Annotated in this window: 22 protein-coding genes and 1 tRNA gene; 13 read left to right on the forward strand and 10 right to left on the reverse strand. The window is 50.2% G+C overall.

What is annotated here, in order from left to right:
• The first annotated feature begins 9 nt into the window (after positions 1 to 9).
• Entirely contained in the window at positions 10 to 762 is a 753-nt protein-coding gene (tpiA, locus tag JNO48_00705; protein ID QTE68468.1) for a triose-phosphate isomerase, read from the forward strand.
• 90 nt (positions 763 to 852) lie between these two features.
• Here the strand turns inward: tpiA and JNO48_00710 are convergent.
• The 3 genes from JNO48_00710 to JNO48_00720 all read right to left on the reverse strand — a co-directional run bounded on the left by JNO48_00710 (position 853) and on the right by JNO48_00720 (position 4,120).
• Positions 853 to 926, reverse strand: a tRNA-Arg gene (locus tag JNO48_00710).
• Between the two features lie 53 nt (positions 927 to 979).
• Complete coding sequence (locus JNO48_00715) at positions 980 to 2,971, reverse strand: right-handed parallel beta-helix repeat-containing protein (GenBank protein ID QTE68469.1); 1,992 nt, start codon at positions 2,969 to 2,971, stop codon at positions 980 to 982.
• A gap of 18 nt (positions 2,972 to 2,989) precedes the next feature.
• A complete protein-coding gene (locus JNO48_00720; protein QTE68470.1) occupies positions 2,990 to 4,120 on the reverse strand; it encodes a xylanase in 1,131 nt (376 codons plus the stop codon).
• A gap of 150 nt (positions 4,121 to 4,270) precedes the next feature.
• Here JNO48_00720 and JNO48_00725 point away from each other — a divergent pair, with 150 nt between their 5' ends.
• From JNO48_00725 to JNO48_00735, 3 genes are all read left to right on the forward strand, one after another.
• Positions 4,271 to 5,032 carry a histidine phosphatase family protein gene (locus tag JNO48_00725; protein QTE68471.1) on the forward strand — a complete coding sequence of 254 codons (762 nt, stop codon included), beginning with the start codon at positions 4,271 to 4,273 and terminating at the stop codon, positions 5,030 to 5,032.
• 116 nt (positions 5,033 to 5,148) lie between these two features.
• Positions 5,149 to 6,603 (forward strand): IMP dehydrogenase, encoded by a 1,455-nt coding sequence (gene guaB / locus JNO48_00730; protein QTE69642.1) that lies wholly within the window; start codon positions 5,149 to 5,151, stop codon positions 6,601 to 6,603.
• 30 nt (positions 6,604 to 6,633) lie between these two features.
• Positions 6,634 to 7,299, forward strand: a complete 666-nt coding sequence (locus JNO48_00735) for a hypothetical protein (GenBank protein QTE68472.1) — start codon at positions 6,634 to 6,636, stop codon at positions 7,297 to 7,299.
• 4 nt (positions 7,300 to 7,303) lie between these two features.
• Here JNO48_00735 and JNO48_00740 read toward each other — a convergent pair whose 3' ends face one another.
• Positions 7,304 to 7,942, reverse strand: a complete 639-nt coding sequence (locus JNO48_00740; protein QTE68473.1) for a hypothetical protein — start codon at positions 7,940 to 7,942, stop codon at positions 7,304 to 7,306.
• Positions 7,943 to 8,114: 172 nt separating this feature from the next.
• On the opposite strand from JNO48_00740, the gene JNO48_00745 reads away from it, so the two are divergent.
• From JNO48_00745 to JNO48_00755, 3 genes are all read left to right on the forward strand, one after another.
• Complete coding sequence (locus JNO48_00745) at positions 8,115 to 8,762, forward strand: cytidylate kinase-like family protein (protein ID QTE69643.1); 648 nt, start codon at positions 8,115 to 8,117, stop codon at positions 8,760 to 8,762.
• On the forward strand, positions 8,756 to 9,490 hold the full coding sequence (locus tag JNO48_00750) for a hypothetical protein (GenBank protein QTE68474.1): 735 nt from the start codon (positions 8,756 to 8,758) through the stop codon (positions 9,488 to 9,490). The genes JNO48_00745 and JNO48_00750 overlap by 7 nt, the downstream gene beginning before the upstream one ends.
• 111 nt (positions 9,491 to 9,601) lie before the next feature.
• Entirely contained in the window at positions 9,602 to 10,810 is a 1,209-nt protein-coding gene (locus JNO48_00755) for an NADP-dependent isocitrate dehydrogenase (GenBank protein QTE68475.1), read from the forward strand.
• A 292-nt stretch (positions 10,811 to 11,102) separates the two neighbouring features.
• Here JNO48_00755 and JNO48_00760 read toward each other — a convergent pair whose 3' ends face one another.
• The 5 genes from JNO48_00760 to JNO48_00780 all read right to left on the reverse strand — a co-directional run bounded on the left by JNO48_00760 (position 11,103) and on the right by JNO48_00780 (position 15,491).
• The gene (locus JNO48_00760) at positions 11,103 to 11,618 is read right to left on the reverse strand and encodes a hypothetical protein (GenBank protein ID QTE68476.1); all 516 of its coding nucleotides are present in this window, start codon (positions 11,616 to 11,618) and stop codon (positions 11,103 to 11,105) included.
• Positions 11,619 to 11,620: 2 nt separating this feature from the next.
• Entirely contained in the window at positions 11,621 to 12,613 is a 993-nt protein-coding gene (locus JNO48_00765) for an OmpA family protein (GenBank protein ID QTE68477.1), read from the reverse strand.
• 2 nt (positions 12,614 to 12,615) lie between these two features.
• Positions 12,616 to 13,902, reverse strand: a complete 1,287-nt coding sequence (locus tag JNO48_00770) for a hypothetical protein (GenBank protein QTE68478.1) — start codon at positions 13,900 to 13,902, stop codon at positions 12,616 to 12,618.
• 92 nt (positions 13,903 to 13,994) lie between these two features.
• Positions 13,995 to 14,711: an NAD-dependent protein deacylase gene (locus tag JNO48_00775; GenBank protein ID QTE68479.1), complete on the reverse strand. Its 717-nt coding sequence runs from the start codon at positions 14,709 to 14,711 to the stop codon at positions 13,995 to 13,997.
• Positions 14,712 to 14,720: 9 nt separating this feature from the next.
• Positions 14,721 to 15,491 (reverse strand): DUF308 domain-containing protein, encoded by a 771-nt coding sequence (locus tag JNO48_00780; GenBank protein ID QTE68480.1) that lies wholly within the window; start codon positions 15,489 to 15,491, stop codon positions 14,721 to 14,723.
• Positions 15,492 to 15,715: 224 nt separating this feature from the next.
• On the opposite strand from JNO48_00780, the gene asd reads away from it, so the two are divergent.
• The 3 genes from asd (at position 15,716) to nth (ending at position 18,721) form a co-directional block, all read left to right on the forward strand.
• Positions 15,716 to 16,816 carry an aspartate-semialdehyde dehydrogenase gene (gene asd / locus JNO48_00785; GenBank protein ID QTE68481.1) on the forward strand — a complete coding sequence of 367 codons (1,101 nt, stop codon included), beginning with the start codon at positions 15,716 to 15,718 and terminating at the stop codon, positions 16,814 to 16,816.
• Positions 16,817 to 17,046: 230 nt separating this feature from the next.
• Positions 17,047 to 18,102 carry a folate family ECF transporter S component gene (locus tag JNO48_00790; GenBank protein QTE68482.1) on the forward strand — a complete coding sequence of 352 codons (1,056 nt, stop codon included), beginning with the start codon at positions 17,047 to 17,049 and terminating at the stop codon, positions 18,100 to 18,102.
• Positions 18,092 to 18,721 carry an endonuclease III gene (gene nth / locus JNO48_00795; GenBank protein QTE68483.1) on the forward strand — a complete coding sequence of 210 codons (630 nt, stop codon included), beginning with the start codon at positions 18,092 to 18,094 and terminating at the stop codon, positions 18,719 to 18,721. The genes JNO48_00790 and nth overlap by 11 nt, the downstream gene beginning before the upstream one ends.
• 24 nt (positions 18,722 to 18,745) lie before the next feature.
• Here nth and JNO48_00800 read toward each other — a convergent pair whose 3' ends face one another.
• Positions 18,746 to 20,569, reverse strand: coding sequence for an alpha-glucuronidase (locus JNO48_00800; protein QTE68484.1), 1,824 nt, complete (start codon positions 20,567 to 20,569; stop codon positions 18,746 to 18,748).
• Between the two features lie 94 nt (positions 20,570 to 20,663).
• Here JNO48_00800 and JNO48_00805 point away from each other — a divergent pair, with 94 nt between their 5' ends.
• The 3 genes from JNO48_00805 to JNO48_00815 all read left to right on the forward strand — a co-directional run bounded on the left by JNO48_00805 (position 20,664) and on the right by JNO48_00815 (position 22,528).
• Positions 20,664 to 20,960 carry a hypothetical protein gene (locus JNO48_00805; protein QTE68485.1) on the forward strand — a complete coding sequence of 99 codons (297 nt, stop codon included), beginning with the start codon at positions 20,664 to 20,666 and terminating at the stop codon, positions 20,958 to 20,960.
• An 88-nt stretch (positions 20,961 to 21,048) separates the two neighbouring features.
• Entirely contained in the window at positions 21,049 to 21,375 is a 327-nt protein-coding gene (locus tag JNO48_00810) for a helix-turn-helix transcriptional regulator (GenBank protein ID QTE68486.1), read from the forward strand.
• 55 nt (positions 21,376 to 21,430) lie between these two features.
• Entirely contained in the window at positions 21,431 to 22,528 is a 1,098-nt protein-coding gene (locus JNO48_00815; protein ID QTE68487.1) for a DUF4097 family beta strand repeat protein, read from the forward strand.
• Positions 22,529 to 22,576 lie beyond the last annotated feature (48 nt).

A 22,576-nucleotide genomic window follows, 5' to 3' on the forward strand; every position in this document is an offset into this window, starting at 1 on the left:
ATCATAGCCATGCGTAAATCGATTATTGCCGGAAACTGGAAAATGAACAAAACTCCCGAAGAAGCAAAAGCGCTTGTGACGGAACTGAAGCCCCTCGTGAAGGACGCGATCTGTGATGTCGTGGTCTGTGTGCCCGCCGTGAACTTTGCCGCGGTGAAAGAAGCTGCCAAAGGCAGCAACATCCACCTGGGCGCGGAAAATGTGCACTGGGCCAAGAGCGGCGCTTATACCGGTGAACTGAGCGCTGATATGCTCAAGGCCTGCGGTGTGGAATATGTTATCATCGGCCACTCTGAGCGCCGTCAGTACTTCGGTGAGACCGACAAGACCGTGAACCAGCGTGTGCTGGCTGCTGTTGAAGCCGGTCTGAAGGTCATTATGTGCGTAGGCGAGAACAAGGAAGAACGCGAAGCAGGTTATACCAACGCATTGGTTGAATACCAGACCCTGATCGGCCTGAACGGACTGACCAAGGAACAGGTTGCCAAGGTCATCATCGCTTATGAGCCTGTCTGGGCGATCGGCACCGGCCTGACTGCCACCGATGAGCAGGCTAATGAAACCATCGGCGTAATCCGTGCTGCGGTTGCCCGCAAGTACGGCAAGGGAACTGCCAACAAGGTCCGCATCCAGTACGGCGGAAGCATGAATCCCAAGAACGTCAAGGGCCTCATGGCCCAGCCGGAAATCGACGGCGGCCTGATCGGCGGTGCCAGCCTGAAGGCTCCTGATTTCAGCCTGGTCGTCAACTACGACAAATAATCCGGTTTATTCAATAGGGGATCCGGTATAATTGCCGGATTCCTTTTTTAATATAAAAAACAGGCAGCTTATCCGCTGCCTGTTATTGTGTATGCCCGGCAGGATTCGAACCTGTGACCTTCAGAGTCGGAGTCTGACACTCTATCCAGCTGAGCTACGGGCACTCAACGGATGGTATAATACCACACCGCTGAGCGAAAGTCAATTGCTTATTCGATTACCAGAGAATATCTCCTGCGGAAACGGCGGAAGCAAACGGCCCGGGAATGGTATCAATTCCCCTGGGTGCTCCGAAATAGTCCTGATTGAAGATAATATCCGTTCCATCCGGATTTTCAAAGCGCTGTTCCGGTTCGAATGCCTTTCCGAGGGATTCTGTCGCAATTATCCCATCTGTGAAGTTTTTCAGGTATGTGTACAGATTCGTCTTGATTGAATATTTTCCGTCCTTCTCTACCAGCTGAACCTTCACTTTTGCAGTCTTGTTTTCCAGACAGTGCTTTTCCTTCGCATAGATATTGCATCCATTGAAATAGGCGTTTCCATCCACCCAAACCGGCAGATGGCCAAAGTGGGCTTTCCCCAGGCCGCCCATATTCGGTTCTGCACCGGGCAGGAAAGGCGCAATCCATTCGTCATAGGTCGGGAAAATATCGAATGCTGCCGTGCCAACCGCCTGGTAATCCGCATCCGTCGGTTTTTTGTCCGGATTCGTAACCGGATATGCCTGGACAAAGATATTGTTATAGATCCGGTCATCCCCGTGAAGTATGGTCATAAACCCAGCTACTTCTGTCCGATGGCGGATATGATATGGCGTATACCGCGGTTCGCGCTGTCCGTTCACAATGCTGTCCACACCGCTGTTGATCAGGCTGAAGGAGCCAAGCATCAGGTTATGGATTACTGCAATTCCTTCGCTGGGAATTGTCACATTCACCGGGCTCATCAGTACATTGTTGTCAATCAGGGTCGGGCCATGTCCGACTTCGATAAAGATATCCGTGGAGAACATGGCTCCCATGGCTTTTTCACGTTCATCCGGTTTCCAGTTGTCATGCATGAGGTTCTGGGTAATCCGCGCCCCCTGCGCTTCCCAGTCGAGCCATACGCCCATGATACAGTTATGAATATGATTGCGCCGGATTGTCACGTCAATACCCGCATGAAGCTTAATTCCGGCTGTTTCCGCGCCTCCCAGCTGCTGGGAATTGCAGATATGATGAATATGGCAGTCTTCAATGATGGAAAACACGCCGCCCATCCGGCCCACAATACCGGTCTGCTCACAGTGATGCACCTCACACCGGCGGACAATATGGCTGCCAACATTTTCTTTCAGCCAGCCATGATACTGACCGCGGCAGACTGCATCCCGCTCCATCTGGGTCGGGCTCTTCACCCGCTTATGGTAGAAATACATGTCATTTTCCGGATCGAGGTATTTTCCGAGGGAGATCCCGCAGCAACGGCTGTTGCTGACTTCGCAGTCTTCAATAATCCAGCCCTTGGACCAGTGCGGACCAATCAGCCCGTCCTGATACGCTGCCGGAGGAGCCCAGGTTGTCGCCGCTTTTGTCAGCACAAATCCGCTGACTGTAATATATCCAACACCATTTTTATCGGGCATGAAAACATTCCGGCGGACACTGATTTCCACATTTTCCCGGTTGGGATCATATTCCTGGAAGTTTGCATAGAACACTGTTTCGTCGCCGTCCTGCTCCGAATACCAGAGGTATTTCGCCTCATCCTGGTCCCAGGCATATTTATCCGGCTTTCCGGCCTGGCATTCCTTGAGCGATGTGGTTTCATACATCATCCTGTCATTCAGGAAAACCGAGCCTGTATGACGGACAGTCGGCGCAAAATACCAGTCACCGCATACCATTGTCGTATAAGGATTATAAGCGCCGAAAATGCTGTTCCTGACACGCGCTGTCCATACTTTCCCTTTGACTTTCTTCCATCCGGTGAGAACTTCAGCACCGGTAATCACTGCCGCTTTCGGAGATTCGCTGCGATATACAATCCGCTTATCCTCCGTACCCGCAAAAACCGGATTGACATATTCCCGGTAAGTTCCCGGCGCAACAACCACCTCATCGCCGGGGCGTGCGATTTTAGCCGCATCATTGATGTGCCGGAAAGGAGTTTCCCGGCTTCCGTTTCCTTCACAGCCGGCATTAATGTTGACGTAATAGATCATTGTTCTACCTCCTTTGTATTATCGATAAATCCGGTAATGCCCGGAAAGCATCATCAGGCAGAAGAAATACAGGCAATTGTCATAATACCGGCGGACGCCTTTCCGGAGCGGAGTATTCACAAAGGCTTCCATGAAATATTTCCGGTGCCGGCTCCGGCTTGCAATGGATGATGCGCCGAGAACGGCAATGATTGCAACCGGATGCATTGCAGGTTCTTTTTCCGGAGTCCCGTCCAGTTTGTAGGCACGCAGATCAGCCAGATCCTGTTTTGCGAAAAAGTCCTGAATCCGCGTACAAATATCGTCTTCTTCCTCATGCGGCCCAAACCACAGATGATCCAGAGCAATATTTTCAACCACGCGATATGCATCTGAATAGTATTCCCAGGGTTTCCTGAACAACAGAACTGTTTTTCCGTCATAACCGGCATATTCAGGGCTCAGCCCTGTTACCGGGTGGGCAGACAGCACGATATACTTCCTGCTTGCTTCCGCTGCACATTTCCAGAATTCCCGGTCCTCAGGATTGGCTTTTTCCGCAAATAGGTCATAGAAATGGGGAAGATGATAACTGGGATCAGAAATCTTCATATTCGGTACAAACCGGATATAACGGTTCTCCGGTTCCCACATCGGTTCACCGCCGATGACAATTTCGTGCTGGTGGACCGCATGATGAAGGATGTCCCGTGCTTCCGCCGAATAGTTGAAAATACCTTCTCCATCCCCCCAGCGGGCTGACGCCATAAACAGCGCCATGGCAAAGTATTCTTCCCCGTCCGGAGCCGGCCCGTTTGAATTGGATGTCCCGTCCGGAAGGACCGACCATGCAAAATATCCGGCATTGGGGCCTTCTTTCATCCGCATATAGCGGTCAGAAAACATCCAAAGTTTATCGAAGATATCCTTCCGGTCCATCTGTACACACATCATCATGCCATAGCTCATGCCTTCCGTACGGGCATCATTGTTGCCCGTATCCACCATGCACCATGCATCCGGATCCGTATGATGGCAGAAGTTTTCCTCCGGATCAAAGAAAATCGTCTGAAATGCCTGGTTTACAAGTGTATCCGCCTGCTCATCAGTTATACCGATTTCACTCAGAAAATTCGGATAATTCCGGGTTTCAAAGGATCCTGCGTTCATTTTCCCTCCAGATTTTTCAAGAATATTGATATCAAAAATTGTACTTACAACTTATCTTCATTATAAACATCTGAAAATGACTGTCAAGCTTGAATTCCGGCGTTTGTTCGAATAAAATAAAGACTGATCAGATTTTCATGGGAGGTTGCCATGCGGATACTGCTCATCAGGCATGCAGAGCCCGATTACACAAACGATTCCATCACGGAAAAAGGGAAAAGGGAAGCCATGCTTCTCAGTGACCGGATCGCCCGTTATGATATCAGAGACTTTTATGTATCACCGCTCGGCAGAGCCCGGGATACGGCTGCCTATACGCTTCAGAAAACAGGTCGAAACGCCGAAATCCTCAGCTGGCTCCAGGAATTCCGTGGAAAGTATCCCGATCCGGAAACCGGAAGACTTCGCCTTGCCTGGGATATTCCGCCCAGAATCTGGACCGATTATCCGGGGGTGTATGATTTCCGGACATTCCTGAACAATCCTCTTTTTGATACAGGGGATTTTCGTGAAATCTGGACGGAAACAGCAAACGGTGTTCAGGCGCTGATGAAACGTTACGGGTTTACAAAATCCGGCCCGGTATGGCTTTGTGACAACAATCGGTCCGAAACGATCGCACTTTTCTGCCATTTCGGCATCAGTATGGCCGTGATCAGCTGCCTGGCCGACATCTCTCCCTTCATCCTCTGGCACCGGTTCCTTTGCTTTCCATCCTCTGTTACGGAAGTTGTAACGGAGGAAAGGGAAAAAGGGGTTGTTTCCTTCCGGATTACAAAGCTCGGTGATATTACCCACCTTGAAAGTGCCGGTGAGCCCCGTTCCGATGCCGGCCTTTATCCGGAATGCTATACCGGAATTGATACCACGGAAGCCGGTAATTCCGGGCTTTTCCCGGATCGGAATCCGTAACTTTCCCCGTTGCTTCCTCATCCGGATTCCGCGAAAAAATGATCCCTTTCAAATTGACGGAATCCTGAATTTTTGATATACTTTTTGCTAATATTTTACGGGAGGGAAAGAGAATGCTGCAAAACAATATCAGGGAAGGACTTACTTTTGACGATGTGCTTCTGGTTCCTGCCAAGAGTGAGGTCCTGCCCAGAGATGTCGATCTTTCCATTCAGCTGACTCCGAATATCAAACTCAATATTCCGATCCTGTCAGCCGCCATGGATACCGTAACTGACAGCAGAATGGCCATTGCAATGGCACGGGAAGGCGGTCTGGGTATTATCCATAAAAACATGTCCATCGAGGAACAGGCTGCCCAGGTGGACAAAGTCAAGCGCAGTGAGCACGGGGTCATTACCGATCCTTTTTACCTGAGTCCTGAAAACCTGATCAGCGATGCTGAAGAACTGATGAGCCGTTACCGCATCAGCGGTGTCCCGATTACCCGGGAAGGGAAGCTTGTCGGCATCCTGACAAACCGTGATCTTCGTTTTGAGACGGATTACAGCCGGCCCATCGGCGAAGTAATGACAAGTGAAAACCTGATTACAGCGCCTGAAGGCACTACGCTGGAAGATGCAAAGCGTATCCTTGCTTCCCACCGTATTGAAAAACTGCCTATTGTTGACAAGGACGGTTACCTCCGGGGCTTGATTACAATCAAGGACATTGAAAAGACCTCCAAATACCCCAACAGCGCCAAGGACGCAAACGGGCGTCTTCTCTGCGGTGCCGCTGTCGGAGTGACAAAAGACGTTTTTGAACGGATCGATGCTTTGCTGGAAGCAAAGGTTGACGTGATCAATATCGATACTGCCCACGGTCACAGCCTGGGTGTGCTCCGGCAGGTGGAAGCAATCCGAAGCAGATATCCCGATATTACCCTGTTTGCCGGAAATGTTGCCACGGCCGCTGCCACGCATGACCTGATTTCCGCCGGTGTAAACTGCGTTAAGGTCGGCATCGGGCCTGGCTCCATCTGTACCACCCGTGTCATTGCCGGCATTGGCGTTCCTCAGATTACAGCCGTTTCCGACTGTGCAGAGGAAGCCGACAAATACGGAATCCGTGTTATCGCTGACGGCGGTATCAAGTATTCCGGTGATATTACCAAAGCAATTGCTGCCGGCGGCAGCTGTGTCATGCTTGGCAGCCTGCTTGCAGGTACGGAGGAATCCCCCGGCGCCATGGAGATTTACCAGGGACGTTCCTTCAAGGTATACCGCGGCATGGGCAGCCTGAGCGCCATGGCGGTCGGCTCCAAGGACCGTTATTTCCAGGAAGGCGCAAAGAAACTCGTACCGGAAGGCGTGGAAGGACGTGTTCCGTATAAGGGAACCCTTGCCGACACCATTTTCCAGATGGTCGGCGGCCTTCGCAGCGGTATGGGATACTGCGGTGCAAAGACCGTGGATGACCTGCGTAAAAACAGCGAGTTTATCCGGATTACCAATGCCGGCCTCGCAGAAAGCCATCCGCACGATATTTCCATCACCAAGGAATCTCCCAACTATACCAGAAATAACTGACCGATATGCAGTTTGAAGGATGGGTGACAGATGGGAAAGCGATTTTATAAAGCCGCAAGCGCATTGATCCGTACTTTCTCACACCGGATGACGACCGAGTGGGAAGTGCCTTTTGAGGAAGGCCCGTGCGTATTTGTTGCGAATCACGTCGGCGCAATCGGTCCGGTGAATATGTGCACAAAGTTCCCGATGAGAGACCGCTGCCATCCCTGGATCAACAACGGAATGCTGGAGGCAAAAGAAGTGCCGGCCTATGTCCGTCAGGATTACTGGTGGAGGCCGGGCAACATTTTTGAACCCCTTCTCAATGTCACTGTCCCGTACATAGCCGCCGCCATCCTGCCCCCTGTGCTTCGCAGCGTTCAGTATATTCCTGTATATCATGACCAGCGGATTATGCTGACGCTCCGCCAGAGTATCCGTGCATTGCAGAAGGATGATTATCTGATCATTTTTCCGGAACAGCCCAGCGGGTGGCTGACTCATCATGACTGGATCAATACAAGCTGGCTTCGTATCGGTGAGATGTGGTACCGCGCAAGCGGCCGTGCATTAAAGCTTTATCCTGTCCATATTGACCGGAAAAAGCATCTTTTCAGGGTTGCTGCACCGGTATATTACGATCCGGCACGACGTTTTACAGAGCAGGAAGAAGAACTGGCCGGGAAGCTGGCCAAAGGAATCCGCGGGGAGTAATTCCTCACGGATTCATTTTCTGTTCCGTTTCCGTATTCTTATCCTCAAGCATGTCCCTGCACAGGATCCGAAGGAAAGCCATCGCATTTTCCTCGTTCCTGTTGCTGAAATGTACGGAAAGAAATCCGTTATCGCAGTATGCATACTGAATCAGACCGGGGAGCTTATCCTGCGGAATCCCGTAGAGATGGTTTTCCCCGGTTTCTGTATTTTTACGCCAGCCTCGCTGCAAATCCACATCTTTCAGGATTTCCATCAGTTCCGGGGGAATGAATGCTCCTTCCGAAGACAAGGACAGGAAGTTTTCCCGCGGAAGCAGATAAATATCACCTTCACCAGCAGCAATGTAAGTCATCAGCTGCATCGGGCCGTACTGATCATCTGTATACAGGGTAACCTGCTGGATTTTTTCCAGCCATGGCATCTCCTCCGAGCGGATTCGCTCCGTATAAACATCCAGCTTTTCCGTATCGACGTAGCCGGAAATATAAAAATCCACTTTCCTGTCATCCGGAATCCGCGGTGTCGTGACAGTGTACAGCAGATCCACACCGAAAACCCCGATCAAAAGGAACAGAACGTATTTCCACCAGTTGTAAGTCAGATGCTGTTTCAGGGTACGGCGGTTTACAGGCGTCTTCATAGATCCTCCGGTTATCTTTGCCATATTGGCTGAAATGATTTCAGGATGAAGAATAACACGAATACAGTTGAAAAACAAGCCGATGTTTCCGGAAGGAAAAACCGTTTTTTTTTCGAATTTATATAGTACCGGCATAATCAATCATACTCTATACGGAAAGGGTGGAATGACGATGAAGTTTCAACCGATCATAACCGTAGGACGCCAGTACGGATCCGGCGGGCGATACGTCGCGAAGCTGCTTTCCGAACGGCTTGGAATTCCTTTTTATGACAAGGAACTGCTCGTGGAAGCGTCCAAGGACAGCGGAATATGCCAGGAAGTGATGGAAAACTACGATGAAAAGCAGGAAAAGCGCGGATTGTTTTCCATGCTCGGCGGATACCAGGCTCGTTCTGAAATGAGTATGTACCTGGATATTCCCCTGAATCACCGTATTTTCCTGGCCCAGTTCGACACCATCCGCCGGATTGCGGATGAAGGACCGTGTGTAATTGTCGGACGCTGCGCCGATTATGTACTCCGGGATCATCCGAATGTAATCAATATTTTTATCAAAGCTTCCAACGAGGAACGAATCCGCCGGATTGTCAATATCTACGGAATCGATCCGGCCGATGCTGAAGAAAGCATCCGGAAAGCTGACAAGCAGCGTGCTTCCTATTACAATTATTATGCCACGGGAACATGGGGCAGCGTTGACAACTATCATCTTTGCGTGGATACCGGTGTTATGGGAATCAACGGCGCTGTTGAACTGATCTGCAAGAGTATTGAAATCCGGGAAAAAAAGATCGAAGAGGATAAAACCGAATGGTAATCAGACGTATTTTTCTCCTGTTCATTGTCCTGATCACGGCCTTCAGTTCCGCTTCTGCAGATATTGCCTGGCCGGAAGAAACAAACGGCCAGAAAGTACTGAAACAATACATTGAGAGCGTCAATTCTTTCCTGACGCAGCAGGGCGAAACGCCGGTCAACTCCGGTTTTGATATTTATCCCGGATTTGCCGTCCTTGGAATCACGCATTCAGATAACGCTGACGTGCCTGAAGATGTCGAAATTACTGTGAAACTGAACGATGATACGCTTGATTCGCTGGAGCTGATCGTCCGGGATATCCCCCGGTTTCCTGCAATCGCCTCATCCTTCCTTCGCGCTTTGTTCCAGAATGCTGATTCCGCGACGGACGAAATCTCTGTTCCCTCACAGAAAGCAGCTCAGGTCATCCGGGACCCGGACACTTCTTTCGGGGAGGAAATATACGAAGACAAAGGGAATGCGCCACGTATATACTATAACTATATTCCGAAAAATTATGACGAAAAAAGCTGGCTTGTCATGACAATCATCTTCCCGCACATAGATTCCTGGGACGGATCCGACATCCTGACAATCCAGGATGAGGAAAAAACCTATATTCCGGATGAGGAAGTCGGCGAAGCCTATGAGGGCTACTACTCCAAGGATGATTATTCCCATTTCGACATTTTTACAACGCCGACTCCCGAACCTGATTCTGCTGCCGCTGAATATGATTTCAGATAAACCATCCGTTGTTTCTGTGTTGTTTTTCCGGCCACCGTATTGTGAATGTCCGCCTCAGAGGGTAAAATTCTCTCTGGGGCTTTTTTCAGCCCTAATGAACGGAGGTATACCATGAATAAAATCCAGATGAAAACACCCCTGGTTGAGATGGACGGCGATGAGATGACCCGGATCCTCTGGGCGAAAATCAAAGATCTTCTCATTACCCCGTTTGTAGATCTTCAGACGGAATATTATGATCTGGGCCTGAAGCATCGGGATGAAACCAATGACCAGGTTACAATTGACAGTGCAAACGCAGCCAAAAAATACGGTGTGGCTGTTAAGTGTGCCACCATCACCCCCAACGCCCAGCGGGTGGAAGAGTATCACCTGAAGGAAATGTGGAAGAGTCCGAACGGAACCATCCGGGCCATCCTGGACGGAACCGTTTTCCGCTCTCCGATCCTGGTGGACGGTGTTCATCCTACCGTCCGTACCTGGAAGAAACCCATCGTTATTGCCAGGCATGCCTATGGCGACGTTTACCGAAATTCCGAAATCCGTGTTCCATCTGCCGGAAAGGCAGAACTGGTTTTCACCGGTGAGGACGGGGAAGAAATCCGACAGACTATATTTGATTTCAAAGGCCCCGGTGTAATCCAGGGAATCCACAACCTGGACAGTTCCATCTGTTCTTTCGCCCACAGCTGTTTCCGTTATGCCCTGAGCCAGAAACTTGATCTGTGGTTCTCCACAAAAGATACCATCAGCAAAACATATGACCACCGGTTCAAGGATATCTTCCAGGAAATCTATGACCAGGAGTATAAAAAGGCATTTGAAGATAACGGAATCACCTATTTCTATACACTGATCGATGATGCCGTCGCCCGTGTGGTTCGTTCTGAAGGCGGATTTATCTGGGCCTGCAAGAATTATGACGGCGATGTAATGAGTGATATGATCGCGACGGCCTTCGGCTCCCTTGCGATGATGACTTCCGTGCTGGTCAGTCCGAACGGACAGTTCGAGTATGAAGCCGCCCACGGAACTGTTACCCGCCATTATTACCGGTACTTGAAAGGGGAGGAGACCAGCACCAATCCGGTGGCAACGATCTTCGCATGGAGCGGCGCACTGAGAAAACGCGGTGAACTTGATCATCTTCCTGATCTGCAGGATTTTGCCGACAGGCTGGAAAAAGCCACACTGGATACCATTAATTCCGGAATCATGACCAAAGACCTGGCCGGCCTGTATGACGGCAATGTCCAGGGTGTCAACAGCCAGCAGTTCCTGGAAGCAATCTCCGCCAGAATCACCGCCATGTATGCCTGAACTCATCCGGTTCAGGTATTGACGTCCGGTTTTGTTTTCGCTATAATTTAATCAGCTTCCTGGGGATCGCGACAGCTTTTCGGTTTTCCCCACATTTCATAAAATGGAGCCCGGGTCCATATGGTGATATGCCATGCCCCCGTTCTGAACGTCAGGGGACGGCAGATTCATCAGGCAGGGCACCAGCCTGCTTTACATAGCGGGTGAAAAAACGAAAGCATCGGCTCCCTGGGGCAACAGAAAAACCTGTACAAATCTGTACAGGCTTTTTCTTTTCTGAAAAATGGAGATTCTACCGGGTTGACTGGCCGATCGTCATCCTTTGCGAGAAGGGCATACCCCACAGGTACCAGGAAACAATCGCTTCCCTGACATGATGCACCCCGGACCCCGTCAGTACAGTTATCCTGATCAGTTCATCCCGCCCCGGTTCAATTACTGTTTCTTTCCCCGGTTCCAGCATGGTTTCAACAGTACCATTCAACTGAATGATATCCCCCGAAAGGGGAATAATGCGGATTTCCGCCGCTTTAGCCGGAATTCTGGTCCGGTTGGAGATCCGGACCGTCCAGGTGTACAGGAGGCTGTCTGCCGGGGAAAAGGCTGTTTCCTGTGCCAGTTTCAGTCCGGCAAATGTATCCTCTTCCAGCTGCGTCTTCAGCGATTCCATCAGTTCCGGCCGGGACATCGGATCAGTCGCGACGCAATCAATATAAGTCACCGTCAGGGAAGATGATGCATAATAATATACCACGCCAGCCAGTGCGGCAATGCACAGGATAATCAGAATAATACCCGCTGCTTTCATAATCAGTTACCTGTTCCTTGTTCCTGCTGTGAAAGGATCCGGTTCATTTCGTCAATCATTTCAGCATCTTTCAGGCTGAATTTGAATTCCACCCGGCGGGAAGCGTCCGCATCTTCCTTTCCGTCGACATAGATCAGGTCGGAATAGCTTCGTCCCTTTGCGGTGAGAATTTGCTGCAGGCGTGTTTTTTGTTCCCTGGACAGGGACTGCATATTCAGACAGTACAGCGCCACCTGAAGCGCCCGGTCCTGGCTGAGTTTCAGATTTGTTTCATAGCTGCCCTGAGAATCCGTATGTCCTTCAATGATGATCTCACCCAGATAATCCGAATATTCATCCCGAAGCAGGACGTTCAGGTATACCGGAACAAAACGGTTCAGAAGATCCTGACCTTCCTGCTTGATTGTATACTTTCCGGATTCAAAGAATACGGAACTGTCGAGAACAATATCTCCGTTATTCGGATCGACGGTTGCCTTCAGATTCGCATGGGAAAGGGCAGAGGAAAGCTCCCGGATCATCGCAGTCCTGATCCCCACAAGATCATCGATCCGGCGGGCCTGGCTGGAAAGCAGAAGCTGCTGTTCTTCAAGTCTTGCAGTCGCTTTGTCCAGATCCGCCTGTTTCAGGATCAGTGTGTTCTGAAGTTTCTCCAGTTCCTCTTCCCTGGAAATCAGAATCAGATTGGTCGCATTCAGTTCCTCTTCTTTGGAGGTCAGTGTTGTCTGCAGCTCATCCAGATCCGCCTGAATAATAATCAGCGCTTTTTCCTTTTCGTTCAGCGCATCCTGCGCGATATTCAGCTGGATTGCCTGATTGTCCAGTTCTCTGGTCTTTGATTCCAGCATCGTAAAATACTGGTACAGGCTGTATGTCAGTATCAGTACAAAGATCAGCAGCAATGCCGCCATCATATCCGAATAGCTGATCCAGCTTGCTCCGCCTCCCGGACTTCCGTGTGCGGCCCGCCGGTTATGTATTCGTTGACGCGCCATGATCAGTCCTCCCCGGAAAGCGTTGAAACTGTATCAGAAATTTTGCCTACATTGCGGCTGATTCCTTCCATCAAATCCCGGATGGCATCCAGATCCTTCTGATTCAGTTCCGTCCGGTCGGACAGGGAACGGATTTTACCGCCGAATTCAGCCATAAGTCCGGCCAGTTCCTTATTTTCCTTCTCCATCCGGTCCAGAACCGAGCTGACTCTTTCTTCATATGTTTCATCACGGTGCCGGACTTCATTGATCCCTTTCATATAGTGATCAAATTTGTCCAGGATATGATTGGTCATCTCCTGCAGGGCAAGGGCATTATTGACAATTCCCTGCGCAGCAGCCACATTCTCACCGGCTGCCCGTGATGCGCTGATCTGGTTTTTGGTGAGCGAATCCATGGACAGGGACAAAGCGGAGAACTGATTTCCCAGACTCCGGTCCATTTCATCCAGGAACCGCGCCACAATTCGATTGACTCCGTCGATCTGATTCCGGGTAGCACCGACAATGAAGTGATCCATCGATTCGGATACCGGATTCATTGCACGGGTGATGGAACGGCCGACGTTTTCGGCAAGCCGGTCCACCAGCGTATCATTGATTCCCTGCAGCATGAAATTCCGGTCCTGATTCTGAATAATCATCTGTACATCATTATCCAGAGGCCGGGACATCGCCAGCTGGGTGAAAGAAGAAACAAAATCATCAATCGCGCGGTAGCTTGAGCCCTGGGAAATCCGGTTCATCATATTAAAAACAATACTGCAGCTGATACCTGCCACAGACGTCCCGAACGCGAACCGCATTCCGCCGAGCAGATCCGGAATCCCCTTGATCAATTCTGACGCATCTGCGAAATTCAGGGATGAAAGACCCCTGGACAATCCCATAAACGTACCCAGGATACCCAGGGATGTCAACAGGTTCGGGATCAGCTCCGCCAGGGTCGCATTTCCGGGCCCGTGGGTTACCGTATCATCGTTGATATAGTCCTCCACATTTGTCGGAAGTCCGCGCCGGTCCAGCTGTTCCGCATTCTGCAGAAAACGCAGCCATATATCCTGGAGCCTTTTTCCGACAAACCTGGCTTCCTGCCAGACCGGCTTATCAGTCGTTTTTCCGGCATTGGCCTGGAGCCGGCTGATTGCCCTGCGAAGAGCCCCGGTGGTTTTCCACAGCGGAATGAGGCACTTGAACAAACCGATCAGCGTGACAACCGCAATGGCAGAATATACCAGATAATCGGCAAGATCCGGTAGAATTGCCGTAACGTTCGACAGATCAGGCATAATAACGCCTCCTATAAACAAACATACGTCATTATATCATTTTATATTTGAAATGTAAATGAAACACATTTAACAGATATATAATATTTGGATCATTTCAAAGAAGAGAGAACCTGCCCGACCTTGTCATGAATCACCAGGTCGCATTCGCTGTCCATCGGTGTCGCATCCCGGTTGATCAGAATCAGATGTTTTCCGCGAAAATACCGGACCAGTCCTGCCGCAGGATATACTGTGAGGCTTGTACCAGCAACAATCATCAGGTCGGCTTTGGATATCGCATGAACCGCCCCCGTCACAACATCATTGTCCAGGCCTTCCTCATAAAGAACCACGTCCGGCTTAATCCTTCCTCCGCAGCCGCATTTCGGAACCAGTTCCGGATAATCCCGGATATATTCAGGCGGAAAGAACTTTCCGCAGCGTTCACAGTAATTTCTGTGAATACTTCCGTGAAGCTCAAATACTTTCTGATTGCCCGCTTTCTGATGGAGACCGTCAATATTCTGTGTTACGATTCCAGCCAGTTTCCCTGATTTTTCCCATTCCGCCAGTTTCCGGTGAGCCGCATTCGGTTCAGCGTCCAGGGGAAGCATTTTATCCCGGTAGAAACGAAAGAATTCTTCCGGTTTTCGCACAAAAAAGGTATGAGAGAGAATCTCTTCCGGCGGATAATCGTATTTCTGGTGGTACAGCCCGTCTACACTCCGGAAATCCGGAATTCCGCTTTCAGTTGATACACCGGCGCCTCCAAAGAAAACAATTTTTGAGCTTTCATCAATCCATTGCTGCAGTAATTCATAAGTCATTGTTCCACCTCATTTCTCCGGTTTCTCATCGGTGCAGGCAGTATCCTGAATTCCTTCCGGTTTATTATCTTCCGCCATTCCCGAATCCGGTTCTGTATTCTGTACTTCCACAGGCTGTTCTGTACCGGCAGGAACTGCAGGCTTTTCTTCAGCCGGTTCATTTTCAGCCGGATTCTTTTCATTCAATTCCGTTGAATGCGGAGTATTGAAGTTCTTTTTTATTGCACGGTTCATCATGAAAAGCACAACAATATCAAGGACCGCCTCGAATATCAGCATCAGGCCGATTACAAACTCTTTGTTTTCACCAAGGAAGTCCGGACGAAGCATCGCAAGAATGCCGATCACAAGGGACAAAGAGGCGAAAATGAGCATAATCCACCATCTGGCTATTTTCAGCTGAAGCTGGTCAAAGGCATACTGGATTTTCAGGAATGCTCCGGCCAGAAGCGACAGCCCCCAGATCACCGGGAATATTTCCTGCAGAAACGCCGGATTGAACACAAGCATAGTGCCGGAGAGAAGGAGGATCAGCCCTGACGCCAGCCTGGACTCCACAATCTTCCGCATTACAGGGGAATGCAGGTAGACAAAGATCTGGTAAATACCGCAGATCGCCAGGAATGCTGAAAGGACATAGGCAGCAATCATCAGCGCCGTATCCTTCAGGAAAACCAGCAGCAATCCGAAAAGCAGATCAAATCCGATCGAAAACAGCAGGGAATGCATATGGTAAAGCAGTCCTTTTTTCTTTTCCTGATTCCATTTACGGGCACTCATCCGTGCGTATCTCCCTCCATATTCATTTTCCGGAAGTTCTATTTCTAATTTCAACAAAAGTCAAATCGTTTCCTTCCGTACAACGTTTGTTCTTTTGGTTTCCGCAGCCTGCCGATTTATTGACATGGCCGTATCTTCATGCTATGATGCAACAAGTCAAAGCGGAGGGGTCTGCCTGATGATGATCTCAGGCGGCTTTTTGCTTAGAGTGGAGGAATTGCCGTATGAATCAGTACCGTGTCGGAATTGTCGGTGCCACCGGAATGGTCGGGCAGCGGTTTATCTCACTGCTGCAGAATCATCCGTGGTTTCAAGTGACCTGCCTGGCTGCATCTGCCAGAAGCGCCGGAAAAAAATACGCTGAAGCTGTCGGCGACCGCTGGGCTTTTGACTGGCCAATCCCCGATTATGCCGCTGATATGAAGGTGATGGATGCATCTGATATTGATGCCATCAAGCCCCTGGTGGACTTCGTATTCTGTGCCGTGGACATGAAGAAGGATGAAGTCCGCGCGATGGAGGAAAACTATGCCCGCCATGAGATTCCCGTCGTCAGCAACAACAGTGCCTGCCGGGGAATTGAAGATGTTCCCATGGTGGTTCCCGAAATCAACTCTTCCCATCTGGAAGTCATTGAAACCCAGCGGAAACGCCTGGGCACTGAATACGGCTTCATCGCTGTCAAGCCAAACTGCTCCATCCAGAGCTATGTTCCCGCACTCACCCCGCTGCTCGATTTTGAGCCCGAAAAGGTTATGGTCTGTACTTACCAGGCCATCAGCGGAGCGGGAAAGACGTTTAAAACCTGGCCGGAAATGATCGACAATGTCATTCCGTATATCGGAGGCGAGGATGAAAAAAGCGAAAATGAACCGCTTAAGCTCTGGGGGCATCTTGAGGACAATGGGAATGGCAAGGTTATTGTAAATGCCAAAGCCCCTGTCATCAGCGCACAGTGTATCCGTGTTGCCGCCAGCGACGGGCATATGGCTGCTGTATCTGTTTCATTCGGCAAAAAGGTGACGAAAGAGGAGATCCTGGAGCGCTGGGCCAATTATGAAACAGAAGCGCAGCGTCTTGAACTGCCGAACGCTCCCAAGCCTTTCCTTCAGTATTTTGACGATCCTGCCCGGCCGCAGACCCGCCTGGACCGGAACTTCCAGAACGGATTCGGTGTCAGCATCGGACGCCTGCGGGAAGACAAGATTTTCGACTGGCGCTTTGTATGCCTGAGCCACAACACAATCCGCGGTGCCGCCGGCGGCGCCATCCTGACCGCAGAACTCCTGTGCAGGAAGGGATATATTCAATCCGACCGGGCATAACCTCTTCAATATCTGGTAAACCTGGATCCTTTATGATATGATAGTAAAGATGGATTCGTGAAGGCAGAGTAGCGTTTTCCGCGTCAAGTGTTCATGAACGGGGAGTTGTCATGAAACGAAACAGCTGACAGCTGTGCGGTGGAAAATGCGCATCCCGCTGCTTTTCCGGCAGGAAAGCCTCTGCGAATCACAAGAATTGTTTCTGTGAATTCGAAAGGAGGCTTTTTCTTATGCAGAGAAAAAATGTCAACTACAAAACTTTCAAAACCCCATTCTGCCGGGAATACTGGAAGCTGGCTTTTGCGGAATTCAAAAACACAAAGATGATTGTGTTTGCCGCTCTGATCCTTGCCCTCCGGATTGCCGTCAAACCGCTGAGTATCCCGGTCGCCGGTGACCTGAAGGAAGGAATCGGCTTTATCGTGAACGCTTTCGGTTCCATGATCTACGGACCCATTGTGGCCCTCCTCAGCGGCGCCTTATCCGATACGCTCGGATATCTGCTGTACCCGAGCGGCGTCTATTTTCCTGCATACATGATTACCGAAATGGCCGGCAGCTTTGTCTTTGCACTCTTTTTATACAGAGCAGAAATCACGGTTCCCCGGCTGCTGCTCTGCCGGTTTTCCATCTGCCTATTCGTAAATGTGATTTTGTCATATCCGATCCATGTATGGTACTGGAATGTCGTACTGGGAAAAACTTATTCCATGGCAATGGTCGCAGTAATAAAAAACGTTGCGTTGTTTCCCATTGAAACCGTAGTGCTTGCCGTTGTTTTCCGTGCGCTGATTCCTCCTTTCAACCGTCTCGGGTATGTCTATTCAGGAACGGAACGCCTCGAATTTACCAAAAAGCATGTAATCCTGCTGGCCGCCCTGTTTGTTTTCGGCATCGGAACCGTTGCGGGTTATTCCATCTACAGCTACAACACAACTTCTCTCAGTATCTCCTACAGTGCGGATCAGCGTCTTGCAAGAAACCGTGCAATTGAAGCCCATATGCTGAAAAATCATCCGGAACTGGATTCAGAAGAAACCGTATGCATTATTGAGTCCGCCTACCCGAAAGCGTTTTCTCCGGAGGTGACCTACCAGGTTGCCGTATATAAAGCGGATGTCACCGGATCCGATGAGCCGGAAAAACTGATGACCGAACTGGAGGGACTGAGCAAATCTAAAGCAGCTGCCCGGGATGAGATGTCCCTTCTGTTCAGGGAAGAAATCATCCTTTCAGATGAATTTGCAAAAGAACCGGAGAAGGGTGCTGTAAATCATGAACCGTGAACAGAAATTGAAAATCCTGGAAAAACTGGAACAGATGTACCCGGAAGCAAAGGCGGAGCTTGTTTTTTCCAATCCATATGAAATGCTGGTCGCAACAATCCTCTCTGCCCAATGTACCGACCGGCAGGTCAACAAAGTGACCCCGGCTGTTTTCAGCAGGTATCCTGATCCGGTTTCCATGGCTTCTGCTGATGTAAGTGACCTTTATCCGATGGTCAAAAGCTGCGGTTTCAGCACCAAAGCATCCAATATCATCAGTGCCTGCCGGATCATCCGCGACATATACGGCGGAGAAGTCCCGCATACCATGGAAGAGCTGACAAAGCTTCCGGGTGTGGGGCGAAAAACCGCAAATGTCGTTTTGAGCAATGCATTCGGAATCCCTGCATTTGCCGTGGATACCCACGTTTTCCGGGTTTGCAACCGGCTGGGGCTCTGCAAAGCCGACAATGTGGCCGAAACCGAAAAACAGATGACCCGGATCATCCCGAAGGAAAAATGGGGACAGGCCCATCACTGGCTGATCTGGCATGGCCGCCGCCTGTGTAAAGCCCGGAATCCCCTTTGCCGGGATTGTGAACTGAAGGACCTTTGCCCATACAGAAAGACCGCGGAGTAAATCCGCGGCCTCTTCTTTTCCGGTTTACAGGTAAATCTTCCTGCCTCTTTCATCATCAATACCGGACAGACGGTGGAAAAACGTGTTGATGATATCACACCATTCCCGTGCATTCCGAAGCTGCATATCCATTCGTTGACTGATCACTGTACGGTCCGGTTCCGGAAATGGAATCGAACCGATAGACGCAGCCATTTCCTCCGTTTCCTTCAGCCCCTCAAAATGATCATCATAAATCCGCTGAATCAATGTCCGACCGTCCTTCATCCGGAATGTATAGGGAAGCCGGTGATAGAACAGCAGCATCAGATCCGGGCAGGTTTCCGGAGTTTCATATTTTTTCCGGATTTCTTCGGGATACTGAAGCAGGTATCCGGTACCGTGTTCTGTGCGGTCAATTCCGACCGCATTCCGGTCCGCTTTATGATAGGTACCCCACAGATCATACTCATAGCCCGAGGGATTCGGTCCGTAATGATCATGCGGAGTAACCATCCAGCCAATACCGAGCGGGGCTGTATATTTCTCATAGGTCCTGCGGCTGGAAAGCAGAATGTTCCGCAGGCGCTCCGTATCCGCTTCCGAAAGGCTGTATGACAGCCGGATCCATTCAGTCACGGAGGATTCCATATCCACTTCCGTATTCCAGGCAAGAAGCCCGTACGTATACAGATTGACCGCCGCCAGCGGATGACCTGTATAATTCTCATCCCGGCCCAGATTGGAAACGGCTGCAATGGACATGATATTCCCGGCCGGCATCTCTGCGAACAGTTCCTTCCACATCGGAATCATGGTGTACAGGTCAATCTGATGACCGGTATACTCCTGGGCCAGCTGAAGCTCCATCGCAAGTTTTGTCTTTTTCATTGCAAGGAGGAGCGGGGATAACGGTTCCCGTACCTGGAAGTCAAACGGACCGTGCTTGACCTGGAGGATCACATTGTCACCGAACTGGCCGTCCAGATAAGCATAGTGCTCATATGCGGCTTTGGGCCGGTCTGTCTCCAGATCCCGCCAGTCCTGCCGGCAGTTATATACAAAGCAGCGCCACACAATCACTCCGCCATAGGGTTTCACTGCTTCCGCGAGCATATTGGCCCCTTCCGCATGATTGCGCCCATATGTAAACGGCCCCGGACGGCCTTCACTGTCCGCTTTTACCAGAAAACCAGCCAGGTCCGGAATTGCTTTCCACACCCTTGCGGCGGTATCCTTCCACCACTTCCGCACAGCGGGATCCAGCGGATCTGCAGTCGGAATTCCATGAAGCATCGGCTGGGAATAATCCACGGAGAACATCAGGCGTACCCCAAACGGCCGAAAAATCGCAGCCAGTGCCGCCGCTTCCGGAAGATAATCTTCCAGAAGCTGCTGGGCAGGATCATGAACATTGACATTATTGATGCACAGGACATTCAGGCCGACTGAAGCCAGCAGCCTTCCAAGTTCCCGCATCCTGTCCGGATCGTATGCAAACTGTCCGTTTTCAAAGAACAGACTGCGCCCGGAATACCCGCGTTCCACCGTTCCGTCTGCATTATCCCAGCAGTTGATCATCCGAAGTTCGTATCGGGGCGACGATTCCGTCTCAACCGGAACCTGCTGACCGGAATAAAGCTTCCGGATCATCGCATAAGCGCCGTACAGTACACCGGTTTCCCCTCCGGAAAGCACCCAGCTGCCGTCTTCCTGGTCAATCCGATATCCGTCTTTCATTTCCGGTACGACACGGATCTTCCATGCAGTTTCCGGAAACGTATTATCCAGTTCAAATTTAGCCATTTCACAGGGAGATACCATTCCCTTCGGAATCTCACCGGGGCACTGATGAAGCCATGCTTTCATTTTCATATACCTCATTTTCCATGATTGACTGAATCCAGATTGATATTTTATCATACAGGTATCTGAAAAACAATCAAGACATAGGGGGAGCACCATGAATCCGTCTGATTATCCGGAAAACCGCCTGAATATCATGATTGACGAAAACGGAAATGTTTCTTACCGGCAGGATCCCGCATTTCTCAAGTACTATGTACCCACTGCTGAGGAACTGGAAGAGGAACTGCAGGATCTGGAATATGAGCTGGATATGAAGCTGCTGGATGAACCGGTTGGTCCGTTTGATATGTTTGACACGGAATATGATGACTGGAAGGATGAAGTGTCTGATATCCGGGAAAGGATCCGCGAATTACGGGAATCCATTGAAGAAATCCGCAGGCAGAAATAACCTTTTCAAAAATATATATTTTATCTTGTAATATACCTTGACAGGTGAGGTATATTATGTTATAAATATGCCTGGAGGTGATCCTGACATGATCTCATCGGATCTGCTGAGAGGATATACCGATGCCATCATTCTGAAACGGCTTTCCCGAAATGATGGATACGGCTACCAGATCAGCAAGGAAGTCGCTGCACTCAGCAACGAAAAACTGGAACTGAAGGAAGCGACACTTTACACCGCATTCCGCAGGCTGGAGGCTGCCGGATGTATCCGCTCTTACTGGGGCGATGAAAACATCGGCGCACGGAGACGGTATTACAGCCTGACGGAAAGCGGACGGAAAAAGCTCAGCGAAGACATTGAATTCTGGATTGAAACCAGGGAAGTCCTCAACCGGCTTCTGGAAGGAGATTGATTGTATGAATGCAAGTATTTCAGGGATAATTGACCTTTTGTTCAAGGATACAGCGATGAATAACGAAACCCGTGCGCTGTATGAAGAACTGCTGAACAACTGCCAGGAACACTATGATGACCTGATCGGCCGCGGACTGAGTGAAACAGAAGCACTGGACGCTGTTGTGGAAAGCCTGCAGGGAATGAAGGAAGTCATTGATGAATATCCCAAAAAAGCTTCTCCGGCTCCTTCCGGCATTCCGGAAGCGGATCCCAAGAAGCCGGCTGAGCTTGAATCCCGGCAGCCGGATCCCGTTCCAGGCGACCAGGTTTTCCCTGCAGAAAACCTGCGCAGCATCGTCACAGAACTGAGAAACTGCGATGTGACGCTGAATCGCTCCAGAGACGGACTCATCCATGTCCGTTCCGAAAACCCGGATCTTTATCACTGCGAATTCAACGGAACATGCCTCCATGTGATCCAGAACAATCACAAAATGAATGAAGAATTCAACATGCAGCCTGAGGATATGTCCATCAAGGGTATTCTCAGTTTCGTAGGAAAAGTGATCAGCAAAACCGCCGGCAGCATTACAGAGCAGACCGGAATCTATATCGATATTCCGGAGACTTCACTGGATGAAATCCGTTCAAGCTCTCTGAGCGGCGATATTGACGGATGCCATCTTTCGGCCGAGAAAGTCCTGCTGAGTACGACAAGCGGTGATATTTCCTTCAGTTTTTCCGATACCATGAAAGCCGGCCGTTTTGTTGCCAAATCCACCAGCGGCGATATTTCCCTGCACGGAAATGCGGATGAAACCGAAATCAACAGTATCAGCGGTGACGTGAACCTGTTCGGCAACAGCCAGACCGCCGTTCTGAAAAGCACAAGCGGCGATGTGAGAATGGAAGGCTGCACCAGCCGGCTGAGCGCCCATACTATCAGCGGAGACCAGTACCTGTCTGTCCGGAATACGGATATCCGGAATATTGAAGCCGCCTCAACCAGCGGAGAAGTTGAAATCCATCTTCCGGACGGGATTCCGGGAATCCATCCCGCAATGCGTTCCGTTTCCGGAAGCCTCCGGTGCCGTTATCCTGATTCCGGGAGCGGCGCAAGCCTTCAGATCCGTACTTCCACTGTCAGCGGAAATATCGAAATCTGCTGAAATCTCCCATTCACGGCCATCCGCCGTTCAGGCGGATGGCTTTTTCAT

Source organism: Clostridiales bacterium (genome assembly GCA_017569285.1).
In the GTDB taxonomy this organism is placed as follows: domain Bacteria; phylum Bacillota; class Clostridia; order Christensenellales; family Aristaeellaceae; genus Aristaeella.

Excerpts from the sequence above, each read along its gene's own strand:
- tpiA (QTE68468.1), top strand. The coding sequence starts at position 10 with ATGCGTAAATCGATTATTGCCGGAAACTGGAAAATGAACAAAACTCCC.
- JNO48_00715 (QTE68469.1), bottom strand. The coding sequence starts at position 2,971 with ATGATCTATTACGTCAACATTAATGCCGGCTGTGAAGGAAACGGAAGC.
- JNO48_00720 (QTE68470.1), bottom strand. The coding sequence starts at position 4,120 with ATGAACGCAGGATCCTTTGAAACCCGGAATTATCCGAATTTTCTGAGT.
- JNO48_00725 (QTE68471.1), top strand. The coding sequence starts at position 4,271 with ATGCGGATACTGCTCATCAGGCATGCAGAGCCCGATTACACAAACGAT.
- JNO48_00735 (QTE68472.1), top strand. The coding sequence starts at position 6,634 with ATGGGAAAGCGATTTTATAAAGCCGCAAGCGCATTGATCCGTACTTTC.
- JNO48_00740 (QTE68473.1), bottom strand. The coding sequence starts at position 7,942 with ATGAAGACGCCTGTAAACCGCCGTACCCTGAAACAGCATCTGACTTAC.
- JNO48_00745 (QTE69643.1), top strand. The coding sequence starts at position 8,115 with ATGAAGTTTCAACCGATCATAACCGTAGGACGCCAGTACGGATCCGGC.
- JNO48_00750 (QTE68474.1), top strand. The coding sequence starts at position 8,756 with ATGGTAATCAGACGTATTTTTCTCCTGTTCATTGTCCTGATCACGGCC.
- JNO48_00755 (QTE68475.1), top strand. The coding sequence starts at position 9,602 with ATGAATAAAATCCAGATGAAAACACCCCTGGTTGAGATGGACGGCGAT.
- JNO48_00760 (QTE68476.1), bottom strand. The coding sequence starts at position 11,618 with ATGAAAGCAGCGGGTATTATTCTGATTATCCTGTGCATTGCCGCACTG.
- JNO48_00765 (QTE68477.1), bottom strand. The coding sequence starts at position 12,613 with ATGGCGCGTCAACGAATACATAACCGGCGGGCCGCACACGGAAGTCCG.
- JNO48_00770 (QTE68478.1), bottom strand. The coding sequence starts at position 13,902 with ATGCCTGATCTGTCGAACGTTACGGCAATTCTACCGGATCTTGCCGAT.
- JNO48_00775 (QTE68479.1), bottom strand. The coding sequence starts at position 14,711 with ATGACTTATGAATTACTGCAGCAATGGATTGATGAAAGCTCAAAAATT.
- JNO48_00780 (QTE68480.1), bottom strand. The coding sequence starts at position 15,491 with ATGAGTGCCCGTAAATGGAATCAGGAAAAGAAAAAAGGACTGCTTTAC.
- asd (QTE68481.1), top strand. The coding sequence starts at position 15,716 with ATGAATCAGTACCGTGTCGGAATTGTCGGTGCCACCGGAATGGTCGGG.
- JNO48_00790 (QTE68482.1), top strand. The coding sequence starts at position 17,047 with ATGCAGAGAAAAAATGTCAACTACAAAACTTTCAAAACCCCATTCTGC.
- nth (QTE68483.1), top strand. The coding sequence starts at position 18,092 with ATGAACCGTGAACAGAAATTGAAAATCCTGGAAAAACTGGAACAGATG.
- JNO48_00800 (QTE68484.1), bottom strand. The coding sequence starts at position 20,569 with ATGAAAGCATGGCTTCATCAGTGCCCCGGTGAGATTCCGAAGGGAATG.
- JNO48_00805 (QTE68485.1), top strand. The coding sequence starts at position 20,664 with ATGAATCCGTCTGATTATCCGGAAAACCGCCTGAATATCATGATTGAC.
- JNO48_00810 (QTE68486.1), top strand. The coding sequence starts at position 21,049 with ATGATCTCATCGGATCTGCTGAGAGGATATACCGATGCCATCATTCTG.
- JNO48_00815 (QTE68487.1), top strand. The coding sequence starts at position 21,431 with ATGAATAACGAAACCCGTGCGCTGTATGAAGAACTGCTGAACAACTGC.